Origin of the sequence: Rhodocyclus tenuis (genome assembly GCF_014197755.1) — a bacterium.
GTDB lineage: Bacteria > Pseudomonadota > Gammaproteobacteria > Burkholderiales > Rhodocyclaceae > Rhodocyclus > Rhodocyclus tenuis.
Map to the genome: position 1 here is coordinate 270,307 of NZ_JACIGE010000003.1, position 15,730 is coordinate 286,036.

At 66.8% G+C, this 15,730-nt stretch carries 13 protein-coding genes; 7 read left to right on the top strand and 6 right to left on the bottom strand.

Features of this window, described 5'->3' with window-relative positions; translation table 11 throughout:
- Nucleotides 1-47: 47 nt before the first annotated feature.
- Entirely contained in the window at nt 48-2,015 is a 1,968-nt protein-coding gene (locus GGD90_RS06400; RefSeq protein WP_153115417.1) for a monovalent cation:proton antiporter family protein, read from the bottom strand.
- A gap of 213 nt (nt 2,016-2,228) precedes the next feature.
- Here GGD90_RS06400 and GGD90_RS06405 point away from each other — a divergent pair, with 213 nt between their 5' ends.
- The 7 genes from GGD90_RS06405 to GGD90_RS06435 all read left to right on the top strand — a co-directional run bounded on the left by GGD90_RS06405 (nt 2,229) and on the right by GGD90_RS06435 (nt 7,500).
- Nucleotides 2,229-3,212, top strand: a complete 984-nt coding sequence (locus GGD90_RS06405) for a KpsF/GutQ family sugar-phosphate isomerase (protein ID WP_153115418.1) — start codon at nt 2,229-2,231, stop codon at nt 3,210-3,212.
- Nucleotides 3,212-3,763 carry a KdsC family phosphatase gene (locus tag GGD90_RS06410; RefSeq protein ID WP_153115419.1) on the top strand — a complete coding sequence of 184 codons (552 nt, stop codon included), beginning with the start codon at nt 3,212-3,214 and terminating at the stop codon, nt 3,761-3,763. Before GGD90_RS06405 ends, GGD90_RS06410 begins: the two co-directional genes overlap by 1 nt.
- A complete protein-coding gene (lptC, locus tag GGD90_RS06415) occupies nt 3,733-4,362 on the top strand; it encodes an LPS export ABC transporter periplasmic protein LptC (protein WP_153115420.1) in 630 nt (209 codons plus the stop codon). The genes GGD90_RS06410 and lptC overlap by 31 nt, the downstream gene beginning before the upstream one ends.
- Before the next feature lie 6 nt (nt 4,363-4,368).
- Nucleotides 4,369-5,049 carry a lipopolysaccharide transport periplasmic protein LptA gene (gene lptA / locus GGD90_RS06420; RefSeq protein WP_153115421.1) on the top strand — a complete coding sequence of 227 codons (681 nt, stop codon included), beginning with the start codon at nt 4,369-4,371 and terminating at the stop codon, nt 5,047-5,049.
- 4 nt (nt 5,050-5,053) lie between these two features.
- Complete coding sequence (locus GGD90_RS06425) at nt 5,054-5,830, top strand: enoyl-CoA hydratase (RefSeq protein ID WP_153115422.1); 777 nt, start codon at nt 5,054-5,056, stop codon at nt 5,828-5,830.
- Nucleotides 5,831-6,213: 383 nt separating this feature from the next.
- Complete coding sequence (locus tag GGD90_RS06430; protein WP_153115423.1) at nt 6,214-6,786, top strand: phasin family protein; 573 nt, start codon at nt 6,214-6,216, stop codon at nt 6,784-6,786.
- Nucleotides 6,787-6,909: 123 nt separating this feature from the next.
- Nucleotides 6,910-7,500, top strand: a complete 591-nt coding sequence (locus tag GGD90_RS06435) for a phasin family protein (RefSeq protein WP_153115424.1) — start codon at nt 6,910-6,912, stop codon at nt 7,498-7,500.
- Nucleotides 7,501-7,551: 51 nt separating this feature from the next.
- Here GGD90_RS06435 and GGD90_RS06440 read toward each other — a convergent pair whose 3' ends face one another.
- The 5 genes from GGD90_RS06440 to GGD90_RS06460 form a co-directional block, all read right to left on the bottom strand.
- Nucleotides 7,552-8,337, bottom strand: coding sequence for a competence/damage-inducible protein A (locus tag GGD90_RS06440; RefSeq protein WP_153115425.1), 786 nt, complete (start codon nt 8,335-8,337; stop codon nt 7,552-7,554).
- Nucleotides 8,334-9,071, bottom strand: coding sequence for an EI24 domain-containing protein (locus tag GGD90_RS06445; RefSeq protein ID WP_153115426.1), 738 nt, complete (start codon nt 9,069-9,071; stop codon nt 8,334-8,336). Before GGD90_RS06445 ends, GGD90_RS06440 begins: the two co-directional genes overlap by 4 nt.
- Before the next feature lie 95 nt (nt 9,072-9,166).
- Nucleotides 9,167-13,762, bottom strand: a complete 4,596-nt coding sequence (locus tag GGD90_RS06450) for a DUF3418 domain-containing protein (protein ID WP_153115427.1) — start codon at nt 13,760-13,762, stop codon at nt 9,167-9,169.
- Nucleotides 13,759-14,025 (bottom strand): hypothetical protein, encoded by a 267-nt coding sequence (locus GGD90_RS06455; RefSeq protein ID WP_153115428.1) that lies wholly within the window; start codon nt 14,023-14,025, stop codon nt 13,759-13,761. Before GGD90_RS06455 ends, GGD90_RS06450 begins: the two co-directional genes overlap by 4 nt.
- A 66-nt stretch (nt 14,026-14,091) precedes the next feature.
- Nucleotides 14,092-15,708 (bottom strand): methyl-accepting chemotaxis protein, encoded by a 1,617-nt coding sequence (locus GGD90_RS06460; protein ID WP_153115429.1) that lies wholly within the window; start codon nt 15,706-15,708, stop codon nt 14,092-14,094.
- Nucleotides 15,709-15,730: the final 22 nt, after the last annotated feature.

Here is a 15,730-nt window from a genome sequence, read left to right on the forward strand (position 1 = left end):
TTTCGTCGCGTTTCCGCGAGCCAGGAAGGACTGACCCTGAAGGGACCTCAGCCCTTCAGCAACCGCGCCTCAGCCACCGCCAGCGCCGCTGGCGAACCGAGCAGGACGACGATATCGCCGATCTCGAAGCACAACTCGTCGCTAGGCTCGAGAGCACGAATATTGCGCCGGCGTACCGCGGTCACCTCGACGCCCATCGCGGCAACGCCGGTACTACCGAGCGTGCGGCCGATCGCCCAGGCGCCGGCAGCGAGCGGCAACGAATGCAGGCGCGCCTGCTCGGCTTCGTGCAGTTTTTCGTCGCGGTCGCTGCCACCGCGGAAAAAGCCGCGCAGCGTGCGATAGCGCGCGAGGCGCGTCTGGCGCACCCGCTTGAGGACGCGATTGATCGGCACGCCGGCGTGGATCAGCGCGTGCGAAGCGAGCGTCATGCTCGCCTCGATCGCTTCCGGCACCACCTCGGCGGCACCGGCGGCCTGCAGGCGTTCGTAGTCCTTCTCGTCGTGCGTGCGCACCACCACCGGTAAGCCAGGATGCAGTTCGCGCGCGTGCGCCAGCGCCTTTTCGGCGGAATGCGTATCGGCGAAGGTGAGGATCATCACGCTGGCGCGCGCGAGCCCGGCGGCCACCAGCGTTTCACGCCGCGTCGCGTCGCCATAAACCACCGTCTCGCCGGCAGCGGCGGCCTCGCGCACGCGCTCCGGATCGAGGTCGAGCGCGACGTAGCTGACGCCTTCCTGCGCGAGGAAGCGCGCCAGATACTGGCCGTTGCGGCCGAAACCGCAGATCACCGCGTGCTTCTCGGCGCCCATCGACTGCGCCGCGATATTGGTCAGCGCCATCGAGCGCAGCATCCATTCGCTGGCGGCGAAGCGCAGCACCAGGCGGTCGCTGTAATGGACGATGATCGGCGCCAGCAGCATTGACAGCACCAGTGCCGCCAGCACCGCCTGCAGCGCGGTCGACGGCGCGAAATGCATCTTCTTGACCTCGGCGAGCAGCACGAAGCCGAACTCACCGCCGGCGCACAGCCACAGCCCCGAGCGCAAAGCCGTCGCCGTCGGCGAACCGAACAGGCGCGACAGGCCGGCGACCAGCGCGAACTTGACGAGCAGCAGACTCGCCAGCACCGCCAGGATCAACGGCAGGTTCTTGAGCACCAGCGGCATGTCGAGCAGCATGCCGATGGTGACGAAGAAGAGACCCATGAGCACGTCGCGGAAAGGCTTGATGTCCTCTTCGACGCGATGCCGGTATTCGGTTTCCGAGATCAGCATGCCGGCGACGAAGGCGCCGAGCGCTAGCGACAGTCCGGCGAGTTCGGTCAGTTGCGCGAGGCCCAGCGTGATCAGCAGCACGTTGAGCATGAACAGTTCGGCCGACTTGCCACGCGCGACGATGAAGAACCACTTGCGCATCAGCCGCTGGCCGAGGAACAGCACCACCGCCAGCACCACCGCCGCCTTGAGCAGCGCCAGTGCCATCATCACCGCCATTTCCTCGGGCGGCCGCGAGAACGAGGGAATCAGGATGAGCAGCGGCACCACCGCCAGATCCTGGAAGAGCAGCACGCCCATCACTTCGCGGCCGTGCGCCGAATCGAGTTCGAGACGGTCGGTCAGCAGCTTGGTCAGCACCGCCGTCGAACTCATCGCCAATGCGCCCCCCAGCGCGACGCCGGCCTGCCAGGTGAGACCGAAAGCGAGCACGATCGCCGTCGTCGCCGCCAGCGTCAGCGCCACCTGCAGGAAGCCCAGCCCGAAGACGATGCGCTTCATCGCGTAGAGCTTCGGCAGCGAGAACTCGAGGCCGATCGAGAACATCAGGAAGACGACGCCGAACTCGGCCAGATGCTGCGCCGCCGACACCTTGTGGATCAGATTGAAAGCGTGCGGACCGATCAAGGCACCGACAAACAGATAGCCGAGAACCGGCGGCAGGTTCAGGCGGCGAAAGACGATGACCGCCGCCACCGAGGCGCCGAGCAGCAGCAGAACGATCGGCAGTGTTTCCATAAAGACGGAGTGCGTACGCGAAGCAATAAGGGCGGCAGGCCAGATACGTATCTGGGGTGAGGCCGGAGACTGCGTGCCCGGGGAAGCCGGCGCTGCGGCAGGCCACCGACAGGCGGCAGCGCGCGCCGGTGGGCGCTGGCTGCGCCCGGAGTCAGGTCAAGGCGCGGAATTCGCTTCTGCTATACTCGCTGCAATCATAACCGCTCACTCCCGATGAACCAAACTCAGTCTTCCTCGCCGGCATTGACGCTGGCACGGCAGGTCTTGCGCATCGAAGCCAACGCCGTCAGCGCCCTCGCCGAACGCATCGACGGCAGCTTCGATGCCGCCGTCGCCCTCATCCTCTCGCGGCGTGGCCGCGTCATCGTCAGCGGCATCGGCAAGTCCGGACATATCGGCCGCAAGATCGCCTCGACGCTGGCGTCGACCGGCACCCCCGCTTATTTCGTCCACCCCGCCGAAGCGATTCACGGCGACCTCGGCATGATCACTCGCGACGACGCGCTGATCGCGCTCTCCAACTCGGGCGAAGCCAGCGAACTGCTGACCATCGTGCCGATCGTCAAGCGCGAGGGTGCCAAGCTGATCGCCATCACCGGCAACGCCGCCTCGTCGTTGGCACGTGAAGCCGACGTGCACCTCGACGCCGGCGTCGCACAGGAAGCGTGTCCGCTCAACCTGGCGCCGACGGCGAGCACCACCGCCGCGCTGGCGCTGGGCGACGCACTGGCCGTGGCGCTGCTCGATGCGCGCGGTTTTTCGGCGACCGACTTCGCCCGCTCGCATCCCGGCGGCTCGCTTGGCCGCCGTCTGCTGACGCACGTGCGCGACGTCATGCGCGCGGGCGAAGACGTGCCGGCGGTCGTGCCGGAAGCCAGCGTCGCCGACGCCATTCTCGAAATCTCGCGCGGCGGCATCGGCATGACCGTGATCGTCTCACCGCAGCTGCAAGTGCTCGGCATCTTCACCGATGGCGACCTGCGCCGCGCTTTCGCGCAGAACATCGACCTGCGCGGCCTCACGATCGGCGAAGTGATGGGCGCCCGTCCGCGCTGCATCGGCCCCGACAAGCTCGCCGTCGAAGCAGTGGAAATGATGGAACAGTTCAAGATCAACCAGGTGCCGGTGGTCGACGACGCCGGCGCGCTGATTGGCGCACTCAATATGCACGACCTCTTCAAGGCCAAGGTGATCTGATGGCTTCACGCAACGACGCCATCGAACGCGCGCGCCGCCTGCGCCTGATGGCTTTCGACATCGACGGCGTGATGAGCGACGGATCGCTCTTCTATTCCGACGCCGGCATCGAACTGAAAGGTTTCAACACACGCGACGGACTCGGCATCAAGCTGCTGCAGGAAGCCGGCATCGTCACCGCGATCATCACCGGCCGGCGTTCGCCCTGCGTCGCCAACCGCGCTGCCGATCTCGGCATCACCCATCTGTTCCAGGGTGTTGGCGACAAGGCGACGATGCTCGCCGGGCTGCTCGCCGAACTCGGCATCGACGCCAGCCAGGCCGGTTACATGGGCGACGACATCGTCGACCTGAAAGTGATGGCCATCTGCGGCTTTTCCGCCGCACCGGGCGACGGACACGAACTGGCGCAGCGGCAGGCGGCGCTGGTCACGCAGAAAAGCGGCGGGCGCGGCGCGGTGCGCGAAGTCTGCGAGTTCATCCTCGACGCGCAAGGACTGCTTGAAGACGCGCTCGCCCCGTGGCTGCCCACTCCGCCCTCGGCGAACTGATGAATCCCTTTGCCGGCGCCCGCCTTTCCAGCGCGTTTTTTCCGCTCGCGGTGCTGCTGGCGCTGGCAGCGCTGACCTGGTGGCTGCGCGGTGCGGTCGAACTGCCCGCGGTAAAGCACGACGGCAAGACGCGCCACGACCCCGACTACATCATCGAGGATTCGCAACTGCGCAAGCTCGACGAGCACGGGCGCCTGCAGTACACGCTGACCAGCCGCGAAGTCCGCCACTATCCGGACGACGACACGACCGACATCACGCTGCCGCATCTGGTGCACGTCGGCCCCGGCAAGCCGACGACAACGATGTCGGCTGACCGCGCGCACATGAGCCAGGACGGCGAGCGCGTCGATCTCTACGACAACGTTCGCGTGCAGCGCGCGGCAACGGCAAAGCGCGACGCGATGCTGGCAACGATGCCGCAACTGACGGTGCTGCCCGACGACGAAAAGGCGTTCACGAAAAGCCCGGTGCGCATTACCGAGGGCAGTTCATGGCTGACCGGCGTCGGCATGCGCATCGACAATGCGACGCAAACCTACTTCCTCGACTCGCAGGCCGTCGGCCAGTTCGAGAGCCCCCACGCCAAGAAACGCTAGAAGATCATGCCCAGCCCGCTTGTTTTCCCGCAGACCTCCACCGTCAAGAGCGGCGTCAAACCGCTGCGCCAAATCTTCAGCGTCGCGCTGTTCGGCATTGCGCTCGCCAGCGGCACGACGCCGGTGCTGGCCGAGCGTGCCGATCGCGAAAAACCGATCAACCTCGAAGCCGACCGCATCAGCGTCGACGACATCAAGAAGGTGCAGATCTACGAAGGCGCGGTGGTCCTGACTCAGGGCACCTTGCAGATCCGCACCGACCGCCTGATCGTCACCCAGGACGCCGACGGCTTCCAGCGCGGCAAGGCCATCGGCGGCGCCAAGGGCCTTGCCCGTTTCCGCCAGAAGCGCGAGGGCAAGGACGAGTACGTCGAGGGAGAAGGCGAAACCATCGAGCACGACGCGCGCAACGAAAAGACCGAGTTCTTCGTCCGTGCCTGGGTCAAGAACGGCGCTGACGAAGTGCGCGGCAACTACATCGCCTACGACTCGCTGACCGAAAAGTATCTCGTCACCGCCGGCAGCAGCACCACCGGCACCGCCGCCAAGGTCCCCGGCGTCCCGGCCGGCCGTGTGCGTGCCGTGCTGATGCCGAAGTCGCATGGCGACGAGAAGACACCGGCGCCAGTCGCCGCTGAGTCGCTGACATTGAAACCTGCACAAACTGTCCGTCCGCGCGAGGAGTAAGGCCATGGAATACCAGTACCTGATCGTCGAACGGCGCGAGCGCGTCGGCCTGATCCAGCTCAACCGGCCGAAACAGCTCAACGCCCTGTGCGACGCGCTGGTCGACGAGATGGTCGCCGCGCTTGACGACTTCGAAGCCGACGACGGCATCGGCGCCATCGTCATCACCGGCTCGGAAAAGGCTTTCGCCGCCGGCGCCGACATCACGGCGATGAAGGACTTCAGCCACATGGACGCCTACCGCGGCGACTACATCACGCGCAACTGGGAACGCGTCAAGACCTGTCGCAAGCCGGTCGTCGCCGCGGTCGCCGGCTATGCGCTCGGCGGCGGCTGTGAGCTGGCGATGATGTGCGACTTCATCCTCGCCGCTGACAGCGCGCAGTTCGGCCAGCCGGAGATCAAGCTCGGCACGCTGCCCGGCGCCGGCGGCACGCAACGGCTGCCGCGCGCGGTGGGCAAGGCGAAAGCCATGGAGATGTGCCTGACCGGTCGCCTGATGAACGCCGAAGAAGCCGAACGCGCCGGCCTGGTTGCGCGCGTCGTTCCCGCCGCCAGTCTGCTTGAGGAAGCGCTGGCAACGGCTGCGCGCATTGCCTCTTTCTCCCTGCCGGTAGTGATGATGATCAAGGAAGCGGTCAATCGCTCGTTCGAGAGCAGCCTGCAGGAAGGACTGCTCTTCGAACGGCGCAGCTTCCATGCCAGTTTCGGCCTCGAGGACCAGAAGGAAGGCATGGCCGCCTTCAGCGAAAAGCGGCCTCCGGAGTTCCGCCACCGCTAGACTCGTCGGCGCGGGCAGCCGGAACGGTGGCGCCGCTCCGGCCCGGGGAATCCGGGTTTCCGCCGCCTTTTCAGGCCACCTGCCTAGCCTCGCAACACCCGCCGAGAACTCCACGAACGGGCTCGGCCATTGCTACCGCACTCGCGCAAATCGATATAAAAACTAAAGCAATAACAAAGCGCTAATTTTTTGTGCGGCGCAGCAAAAAGCACTTGACAGGCGCATCTTCCGACCTATAATCGGAATCATGGTGCAGCGCAGCAATGCCGACGCGGCACCAGTCGCGCAGCAGAACCCGCAGTAGCCCGGCAGCGCCGTCCGTGCGGATGCGTAGCCGATCGCCATTCAGGACCGAATTCAAACTACCTCTCTGGAGAATCGCCATGTCGCTGTTTACCACCCCGGAACAATTCGCCGCCGCCAACAAGGCTTCCGTTGAAGCGCTGCTGAGCCTTGCCAACACCGCGCTGGCCGGCGCCGAACGCGTTGCCGCGCTCAACCTGAACACCGCCCGCTCGCTGCTCGAAGACAGCGTCAACAACACCAAGGCGCTGCTCGGCGCCAAGGACGTGCAGGAAGTCGTCGCCGTGCAGGCGTCGCTGGCACAACCGAACGTCGAGAAGGTCGTTTCCTACTCGCGCAGCTTCTACGAAATCTCTGCCCAGTCGCAGGAAGAAGTCGCCAAGCTGCTCGAAGCGCAATACGGCGAATTCCAGAAGACCGTTGCCGGTCTGCTCGACCAGGCTTCGAAGAACGCCCCGGCCGGTTCCGACGTCGCCGTCGCCGCCGTCAAGTCGGCCTTCGCCGCTGCCAACTCGGCTTTCGACAGCCTGAACAAGGCCGCCAAGCAAGTCGCCGAAATCACCGAAGCCAATGTTGCCGCCGCCACCAACGCGACGGTCAAGGCTGTCGGCGCGACGACCGCTGCTGCAAGCGCTGCCGGTAAAAAGAAGTAAGCCGGAACGGAGTCAAGCAGGACGCAAGACTGAAAGCCCCGGCCACGGCCGGGGCTTTTTTACGCGCCGGACCAGTAGCCTGCGCCAGCGCACTTTTTCGATCCACGATCGTAAGGAGCAATCATGAGCGACAACCCTCTTGAACAACTGGCCCAGACGCAAAAGGCCAGCGCCGATGTACTCTCTTCTCTGGTGCGCACGGCTTTCAGCGGCGTCGAACAACTGACCGCGCTGAATATCGCCGCCAGCCGCGACTTCTTCAATGCCAGCGTCAGCAGCACGCAACAACTGCTCAGCGCCAAGGACCCGCAGGATCTGGCGAAGCTAAATGCCTCGCTGGCGCAGCCGAACATCGAAAAGCTGATCGACTATTCGAGCAAGGTTTACGCGCTTACCGCCAAGCTGCAGAAGGAACTCGCGACAGTGGTCGAAGCGCAATACGACGTCTTCACCCGCAATGCCGCAGTGGCGATCGAGAAGACCTCGGCCAATGCGCCGCTCGGTGGCGATGTCTTCGCCGCGGCGTTGAAGTCGGTGCTCGACGCCTCGACCACCACCTATGGCAACCTGACGCAGCTGACGCACCAGTTCGCCGACATCACCGACGCCAACGTACATGCAGCGACCAGCGCCACGGCCAAGGCCGCTGAAGCAACGAGCGCCGCCGCCAACGCGGCAAGCACGCGCGCAACGGCAAGCAAGCGCAGCAAATAGGCGGGAAATTGCGCGCTGCCCGGCTGACGCTGCGGGCAGGCGCGAGGCAGTTCAGGGGCGCGGCGTCCAGGTGATGCCGCGCCTTTCAATTTCAGCGCGAATCTCGGCCAGCGCCGCGTCGACCAGCTCCGGATCGCCCTCGACACCGAGTTCCAGATGCCGGCGCTGGCCGTTCGCGTCGAGCGAAGGCAGACTGAACAGGCGTAGTGCCGGGTAGTCGGCGACGATGCGCTCCATCAGATCGAGCAGCGCGCTTTCGTAGGCGCCAGGGCCGGTCAGCAGCAGCGCGCGATCGACCGGCGGCTGCCGATTGAAGTACGCCGAATAGAAGGTGTCGAGCGCCCACTCGACCATCGGGTGCGACATCTGCGGAAAACCCGGCAGAAAATGATGCTCGCGCACGCGGAAACCCGGAATTCGGTTGAACGGGTTGGGAACGATGTCGACGCCACGCGGGAAGCTGCCGAGCAGCAGTTGCTGTGGCGAAGGCCCGTCCGCCCCCGCGGCGACCGGCATCTTGCCCGCGGCGACGCGCGCGCGGATTTCGCGTTCGGCATCGGGATGCAGCACCAGATCGACGCCGAGCGCCTCGGCTACCGCCTGCCGCGTATGGTCGTCGGGCGTGTTGCCGATGCCGCCGAAACTGAAAACGACGTCGCCACGCGCAAAACTGCGGCGGAAGGCGTCGACCAGCCGCGGCCGCTCGTCGCCGAGATACTCGACCCACGACAGACGCAGGCCGCGCGCGCCGAGCAGTTCGGTCAGCCGCGCGAAATGTTTGTCGCTGCGTTTGCCCGACAGGATTTCGTCGCCGATGATGAACGCGCCGAAGTTCATTGCCTTTCCTCCACGATAACGGTGACAACCGCACCGCGCCGCAGCTGGCGCAGCGCTTCAAGACAGAAATGGATGTAGGCCAGCGCCGCCAGCGTCGGCGCCAGCAGGCCGAGCAGCGGCACGTGCGCCAGCACCGCCGCGACGCCGCCGAGCGCCAGCAGTGGCACGCGCTGCTGTTGCAGCAACTGGCGCCGCTCGTCGTCGCTGGCGTGCACCGCCAGCGCGTCGTAAGCGAAGGTACGCCGGTTGAGCCAGGCGAGCAGGAACAGCGGCAGAACCAGCGCGGCGCCGGGAATCAGCCACAGCGGCAGCGTCACCACCCAGCCGACGGCAAAGAGCGCGGCCGCGCTGACGCTGTTCCACGTCGACGCTGCGGTGCTGTCGCTGCCGAATGCCGCCAGATCGGGGTATTCGCGTGCCGCCACCTGACGCAGCAACAGCGGCAGGACGAAGATTGCCGTGAGCAGGATCGCCGTCAGCGTTGCCGCGGCGAGGACCAGTGCCCAGCCGCCGAGCACCGCGAGCAGCTTGGCCAGCCACACCGCGCCCCAGCCCGACAGCCAGCTCAGCGGCGGCTGGTCGAGCAGCAGCGCGACGAAACGGTCGAGAACGAACAGCGCGAGTGCGATCCACGCCAGCAGAGACACCACCGCCGGCCCGAGCACGTACAGCCAGACCCGCGCCCAGGCCAATGTGCGCAAGCTGCGCGCCAGTGCGACGACCATCTCGGGCATATCCCTCTCTTCTGCCGGCCCTGCCGGCTCCGCAAATGACCTCACCAACGAACTTGCCAACGCTCCGCCGGGAGCGCGTCAGCGCGCCGCCCGGATCAGATCCCCTCCCACATTTTCTGCAGGCGTTTCACCGACACCGGCGCCGGCGTGCGCAGCTCCTGCGCGAACAGCTGCACGCGCAATTCCTCGAGCAGCCAGCGGAACTGTTCCATCTGCGGGTCAGCGACGCCCTGCCGTGCCAGCGTCTGCGCGCGCCGCTCGTACTGCAGCCACAGCGCGGCGACGTCGGCCTGCGCGCGCGCATCGCGCGCGGCGCCATCGTCGCCGTTCTTGCGCAGCTTGTCGAGACGCAACGCCGCCGCCTGCAGATAGCGCGGAAAGTGCTGCAGGCGCTCGAAAGGCGTGTCGACAACGAAGCGCTTGCCGACGAGGCGTCCGACCTGGCGCTCGATGTCGGCGACGGCCTCCGCGTGCGCGCGGAAGCCCGGCAGCTTCTTCTGCAAGCTCTGCCAGTCGCCAAGGATGCGCTCAGCCAGCCGGCTGATTTCCTGCGCCAGCAGGCCGAGCCGCTGCTTGGCCTCGGCGCAGCGCGTGGTGAAGGATTCGGCGTCGACCGGCCACGGCTCGGCCAGACAGGCACGCGCAAAAGCCGTTTCGATCAGCTGCCGGCGCAACTCGTCGAGCGAGCCGAGCGACAGGTAGAGCATTCCCATCTGCGTCAGATTGGGCAGGTTCTTTTCCAGATACTTCACCTGCTCGCGAAACTGCAGCATGAAGAGGCGCAGCAGGCCCTGCCGATGCACGCGCCGCGCCTCGTCGGGCGAATCAAAGACGCGCAGCGCAACCGAATCGCCCTCGTCGGCGAGCGCCGGATAACCGATGGCGGTCTGGCCACCGGTCGACACTTCCATCAGTTCAGGCAGTTCGCCGAAAGTCCAGCTGGTGATGCCGGTGAAACTAGCCGGCGTGGCGCCTGATAACTCGCGCGCGTCGCCGCCCTCGGCCGCCGGAGCGCTGTTCGCGTCGGCACTGGCGAAGGCTGCGGAAGATGCTCCAGCGAATGCCGCAGCGGCGCCTGTGCCGGTGGCGCGTTCGCTGGAGAAACCGGCGGCAACGCTCGCTGCCGCCGCCGCGGCGAACTCGGCGCGCGCTTCGCGTCCCCAGTCGGCACGCAGTTCGGCGAGATGGCGGCTGGTCGCCAGCAGGCGGCCTTCGCGCGGCCCGCCGTTGCTCTTGAAAGCCGCCTCGCTCTCGTCGAGTGACTCGAGCAAACGGAAGTTCATGAACAGGTGCGCCGGCAGCGCGTCGGGACGGAAAGCGTCGGGCGTCAGCGCCCAGCCGCGCGCGTGGATGCCGCGCGTATCGCGGATGTAGGCGATCAGTGCGCCAACCAGCGGCTCGTCGGTGGGCGCCACCTCGTCGGCGAAACTCTCGGCGAATTCGGCGAGCGGCATCAGCTTGGCGCGAATCCGCTGCGGCAGCGTCTTCACCAACTGCAGCACCTTTTCCTTGAGCAGGCCAGGCACCAGCCACTCGCAGCGCGCCGCCGGAATGCGGTTCAACTGCGCCAGCGGCAGGCTCAGCGTCACGCCGTCGCGGGCGCTGCCCGGCTCGAAGTGGTAAGTGAGCGGCAGCGACCAGGCGCCGGCGCCGCTGCCGAAGGCGAAGCGCGGCGGGAAAGCGTCGCTGGTGACGCCGGCGGCTTCGTGGCGCATCAGGTCGTCGCGTTCGAGGAAGAGCAGACGCGGCGTTGCACGCTCGGCGTCGCGCCGCCAGCGCTCGAAGCCGGCGCCGTCGCACACCTCGGCCGGAACGACGCGGTCGTAGAAGGCGAAGATCAGTTCTTCGTCGACCAGCACGTCGGGCCGCCGCGACTTGTGCTCGAGCGCCTCGATCTCCTCGATCAGCGCCTGGTTGTGGCGGAAGAAGGCCCAGCGTCGTGCGTAGTCCTCACTCACTTCGCCGCCGACCAGCCCCTGGCGGATGAACAGCTCGCGCGCACCGGCGGCGTCGAGCGGCGCCAGCGCGACGCGGCGCCGCGGCGTGACGACCAGCCCGTAGAGCGTCGTCCGCTCGAAAGCGACGGCCTGCATCGCCTTCTTCTCCCAGTGCGGATCAGCGTGGCTGCGGCGGATCAGGTGAGCGCCCACCTGCTCGAGCCAGTCCGGATCGATGCGCGCGACGCAGCGTGCGTAGAGCCGGCTGGTCTCGGCGATCTCGGCGGCGGCGATCCACTTGCCGGCCTTCTTCTGCAAGGGCGACGAGGGATGGACGAAGAAGCGGATGCCACGCGCGCCGAGATAATGCGCGGCTTCGTCGCTGCGAAAACCGATGTTGCCAAGCAGCCCGGCGAGCAGGGCGCGGTGGATTGCGGCGTAGCGCGCGGCTTCGGCGCCGGGCACCAGCGGCACCCCGGCCACCGGCTCGACCTTGCTGGCGGCTGCGGCGTTCTTCTGTGTTTCGGCGCGAGCCGCCGGCGTCCCCGCCCGCTTATCGCTTGCTGCTTTCGCTTCTGCCGTTTTCGCTTCTGCCGTTTTGGCCGCTGCGCTTGCGTTCGCATCGCCATGCAGCCAGCCATGCTCGGCGGCGACGGCGTGCAGCTGCGCATGCACGTCGTGCCATTCGCGCATGCGCTGCGGCGACAGGAAGTTCTCCTGGCAGACCTGCGCCAGCTTGCGCTGCGATTTCTTGTGCGCGATCTCGCCTGCGTACCACTGCCACAGCTTGAGCCAGGAGAGGAACTCCGACTTCTCGTCGGCGAAGCGGCGGTGGGCCGCATCGGCGGCGCCGGCGCGTTCCTGCGGGCGGTCGCGCGGGTCCTGCACCGACAGCGCTGCGGCGATCACCAGCATCTCGTCAAGACAACCTTCGTCGCGGGCAGCGACGATCATGCGTGCGATGCACGGGTCGAGCGGCAGCGCCGCCAGCGTGCGGCCGATGTCGGTGAGCGCCCGCTCTTCGGTGACCGCCGCCAGTTCGACCAGCAACTGGTAGCCGTCGCTGACCGCCTTGGTCGGCGGCGCGTCGATGAAGGGGAAATCTTCGATGTCGCCGAGGCGCAGCGCCTTCATGCGCAGGATGACGCCGGCCAGCGACGAACGCAGGATTTCCGGATCGCCGAAGGCCGGTCGCGCGGCGAAATCGGCCTCGGCGTAGAGACGGATGCAGACGCCGGCGGCGACGCGTCCGCAACGCCCGGCGCGCTGGTTGGCTGCAGCCTGCGCAATCTTCTCGACGCGCAACTGCTCGACCTTGTTGCGGTACGAGTAGCGCTTGACGCGCGCGAGTCCCGTATCGACGACGTAGCGGATGCCGGGAACGGTGAGCGAGGTTTCGGCGACGTTGGTCGCCAGCACGATGCGCAGGCCGCCGTGCGGGCGGAAGATGCGCGACTGTTCCTCGGCCGACAGGCGCGCGAACAGCGGCAGGATTTCGGCGTGCGCGGCAGCGCCGGTGAACGCGTGCTTGCGCAGCGCTTCGGCCGCATCGCGGATCTCGCGCTCGCCGGGCAGGAAGACGAGAACGTCGCCGGGACCGCAGCGCAGCAGTTCGTCGCAGGCGTCGACGATGGCGTCGTAGAGGTCGCGCTCGGGTGGCGCACCGCTGGCGCGAGCTCTTTCTGCGCGCTCGCCGGCCTCGCGTGCGAACGGTCGCGGGGAAACGGCCGCTGTTGCAGGCGCAAGCGCCGGCGCGCCGTCGCCTGCCACGGTGCGAACGCCCGCTTCTCCGGCGAGGCCGGTCCTACGCTCTCCGGCGAGGCCGGTCCTACGCTCTCCGGCGAGGCCGGTCCTACGCTCTCCGGCAAGGCCAGCCTCACGCTCGTCGGCAAGCGCTGCCTGACGCTCAGCGGCGAGCGCAGCCACCGTGCGCGCTACGGCGCTACCCGGCGCGCCGTCGAGCGGCCGGTAGCGGACGTCGACCGGGAACAGGCGGCCGGACACCTCGATCACCGGCGCCGGCTTGCCGCCGATCGCGAAGTGGCGCGCGAAGCGCTCGGCGTCGATCGTCGCCGAGGTGATGATCACCTTCAGGTCTGGCCGCTTGGGCAGGATCTGGCGCAGATAGCCGAGCAGAAAATCGATGTTCAGGCTGCGCTCGTGCGCCTCATCGATGATCAGCGTGTCGTACTTCGCCAGCAGCGGGTCGCCCTGCGTTTCGGCGAGCAGGATGCCGTCGGTCATCAGCTTGATGAAGGCGCCCGGGGAGGTGCGGTCGGTGAAGCGGATCTTGTAGCCGACCAGCGCGCCGGGTTCGCTGGCGAGCTCCTGCGCGATGCGCGCGGCGGTGGCGCGCGCGGCGATGCGCCGCGGCTGCGTATGGCCGATCAGCCCGCGCGTGCCACGGCCGAGCGCCAGACAGATCTTCGGCAGCTGCGTCGTCTTGCCCGAGCCGGTTTCACCGCAGACGATCAGCACCTGATTCGCGGCGATCAGCGCGGCAATCTCGTCGCGCCGGCCATTGACCGGCAGATCGTCAGCGAACTGAGGTTGCGGCAGACGCGCCCGGCGCGCCGCCACAGCCGCCCGTGACGCCGCAAGCAAGGACTCACGTTCGGCGGCCAGCGCCGCGCGCTTGTCGCCAAAGGCGTGGCGCAGATCGCGTGCCAGTTGGCGCAGGCGCTGCTGGTCGGCGGCGAGACAGTCGTCGGCGAAGCCGGCCGAAGCGCCAGGCCCCGGCTGCCGGCTGCTCAAGAGCCACTCCCTTGGTAGTGGCCGTCAGCACTCACTTCGCCAAGCAGCACCGTTCGAAATCCAGCGTAAAGCGCAGCAAAAAACATCCCGATCCTTTTTCCGGAAAGCAGCCCGAGGCTGCGCCAAAAAAGCTGGCGCCGCGCCTTGCAGGCAACAGGAGGCGAGATTTTAGACCGTTCGGCTGCGCCGCGCCGCCGGCGGTACGCAACCGAGAAAACGAAACGGCCGCTGTACGCAGGACGCGTCGAGGAAAACCAGGCCATCGCCGGAGCCGCGGCGAGCGCGCCGCGGAAAAGCGGAGACGCTGCGCGGGCAGCGTCTCCCGGCGATCAGATCCGGTAACGGCTGAGCGCCGCTTGCTGCTGTTCGGCCTGTTCGTCGAGGCCGATGGCACTGGCCGCGGTCTGTTCGGCAGCGGCGCTCGACTCCTCGGACATCTGCGCGATGCGTTCAACCTGCCCGGCGATGCTGTTGCTGGCAATCCCCTGCTCGCGAATGGCGTCGGCGATCTCGTGCACCGTCTCGCTCGTTTTCTGCGCCGCCTCGCCGATGCGACGGATCGCCTGATCGGCGTCGTCAGCGCGCGTAACGCTGACATTGACGCGCGCCTCGACGGCGATTACCTGCTCGGCCGCGCGCTGCGAACCGACGCGCATGGCCTCGATGGTGTCGGCAATCTCGCGCGTCGATGCTGCCGTGCGTTCAGCCAGTTTGCGCACCTCGTCGGCGACAACGGCAAAACCGCGCCCCTGCTCGCCGGCGCGTGCGGCTTCGATCGCGGCGTTGAGCGCCAGCAGGTTGGTCTGCTCGGCAACCTCACGAATCACCTGCACGACATTGCCGACGTTGGCACTCTGCTGCTCAAGGTCGCGAATCGATCCGGCGGCGCTGCGCACCACGGAAGAAATTTCGCGAATGTCGCCAATCGTGTCGGCGATGGTGCGCGAGCTCGACAGCGCCAGGTCACTCGAGGTTGTCGCCAAGGTCTGTGCTTCCTGCGTACGTTCGGCAACATGGTTGATGCTCACGGTCATTTCCTCGACCGTCGCCGCCACCGACGACGCCGCCTCGCTCTGCGCCGTCGCCGCCTGCGCCACCTGTTGCGCGGTGGACTTCAACTCGCGCGCCGCAACCGAAACATCGCCGGCACTACGCACCGCCACGCCCAGACTGCCGCGCAGCGTTTCCAGCAGGGTATTGAAAGCAGTCGCGGTGCGGCCAACCTCGTCGTTGCGCAGAACCGCAGCGCTGCGCGTGAAATCGAGCGAAGCGCTGACCTCGCGCATCGTCGACTCGATGCCTGCCAGGCTGGCGCGGATATGCCGGAACAACAGCCCGCCCATGACGACGACGGCAAGCAGCGCGACGACAATCGAAGCGATCGTTATCTGCAGCGAACGCACATAGGCGTCCTTGCTGTCGGCCAGCAACTTGTCGCTCAGTTTCTGGTTGTAGTCGATGTGTGCGTTGAGTGCGCCGCTGATGACGCGCGCCGTCGCGAACAGCGCGGTCGTCAGGATGGTGCGCGCGCTATCGACATCGCCCGAGTTCGATCGCTCGAACGCCGTCGCGAGAATGTCGTGATAAGCGAGCAGCGCCGCGCGGTCATCCTCGAGCAACTTGCGATCTTCATCGTCGGAGATGAGCTCGCGTTGATACTTCTCAAGCAGGCCGTTGAAAACCACTTCGTCATCGGCGATCTGCTTTTCGATCTTCTGCTTGGCTTCGGCATCGACAAACAAGGCGTGCTGGTAGGCGCCGATACGGATGCGCGAGAAAGCCAGTGCGGCTTCGTCAAGCGTTTTCAGGCTCGGCAGCGTGTTGGCCTGGATGTACTCGAGCCGCTGCTGCGCCTCGTAAAGCTGCCACAAACCGCCAACGCCGACGCTGAAAAGCGCGCCGAGTGCAAGCAACAGGGTGATGACCAGTCTTTGCGTGATACTCATGTAAACCTCCGGCTGAAGACAG

Bases quoted from the DNA above. Each gene is read 5' to 3' on its own strand.
- GGD90_RS06400 (WP_153115417.1), bottom strand. From the start codon at position 2,015: ATGGAAACACTGCCGATCGTTCTGCTGCTGCTCGGCGCCTCGGTGGCG.
- GGD90_RS06405 (WP_153115418.1), top strand. From the start codon at position 2,229: ATGAACCAAACTCAGTCTTCCTCGCCGGCATTGACGCTGGCACGGCAG.
- GGD90_RS06410 (WP_153115419.1), top strand. From the start codon at position 3,212: ATGGCTTCACGCAACGACGCCATCGAACGCGCGCGCCGCCTGCGCCTG.
- lptA (WP_153115421.1), top strand. From the start codon at position 4,369: ATGCCCAGCCCGCTTGTTTTCCCGCAGACCTCCACCGTCAAGAGCGGC.
- GGD90_RS06425 (WP_153115422.1), top strand. From the start codon at position 5,054: ATGGAATACCAGTACCTGATCGTCGAACGGCGCGAGCGCGTCGGCCTG.
- GGD90_RS06430 (WP_153115423.1), top strand. From the start codon at position 6,214: ATGTCGCTGTTTACCACCCCGGAACAATTCGCCGCCGCCAACAAGGCT.
- GGD90_RS06435 (WP_153115424.1), top strand. From the start codon at position 6,910: ATGAGCGACAACCCTCTTGAACAACTGGCCCAGACGCAAAAGGCCAGC.
- GGD90_RS06440 (WP_153115425.1), bottom strand. From the start codon at position 8,337: ATGAACTTCGGCGCGTTCATCATCGGCGACGAAATCCTGTCGGGCAAA.
- GGD90_RS06445 (WP_153115426.1), bottom strand. From the start codon at position 9,071: ATGCCCGAGATGGTCGTCGCACTGGCGCGCAGCTTGCGCACATTGGCC.
- GGD90_RS06455 (WP_153115428.1), bottom strand. From the start codon at position 14,025: ATGGCCTGGTTTTCCTCGACGCGTCCTGCGTACAGCGGCCGTTTCGTT.
- GGD90_RS06460 (WP_153115429.1), bottom strand. From the start codon at position 15,708: ATGAGTATCACGCAAAGACTGGTCATCACCCTGTTGCTTGCACTCGGC.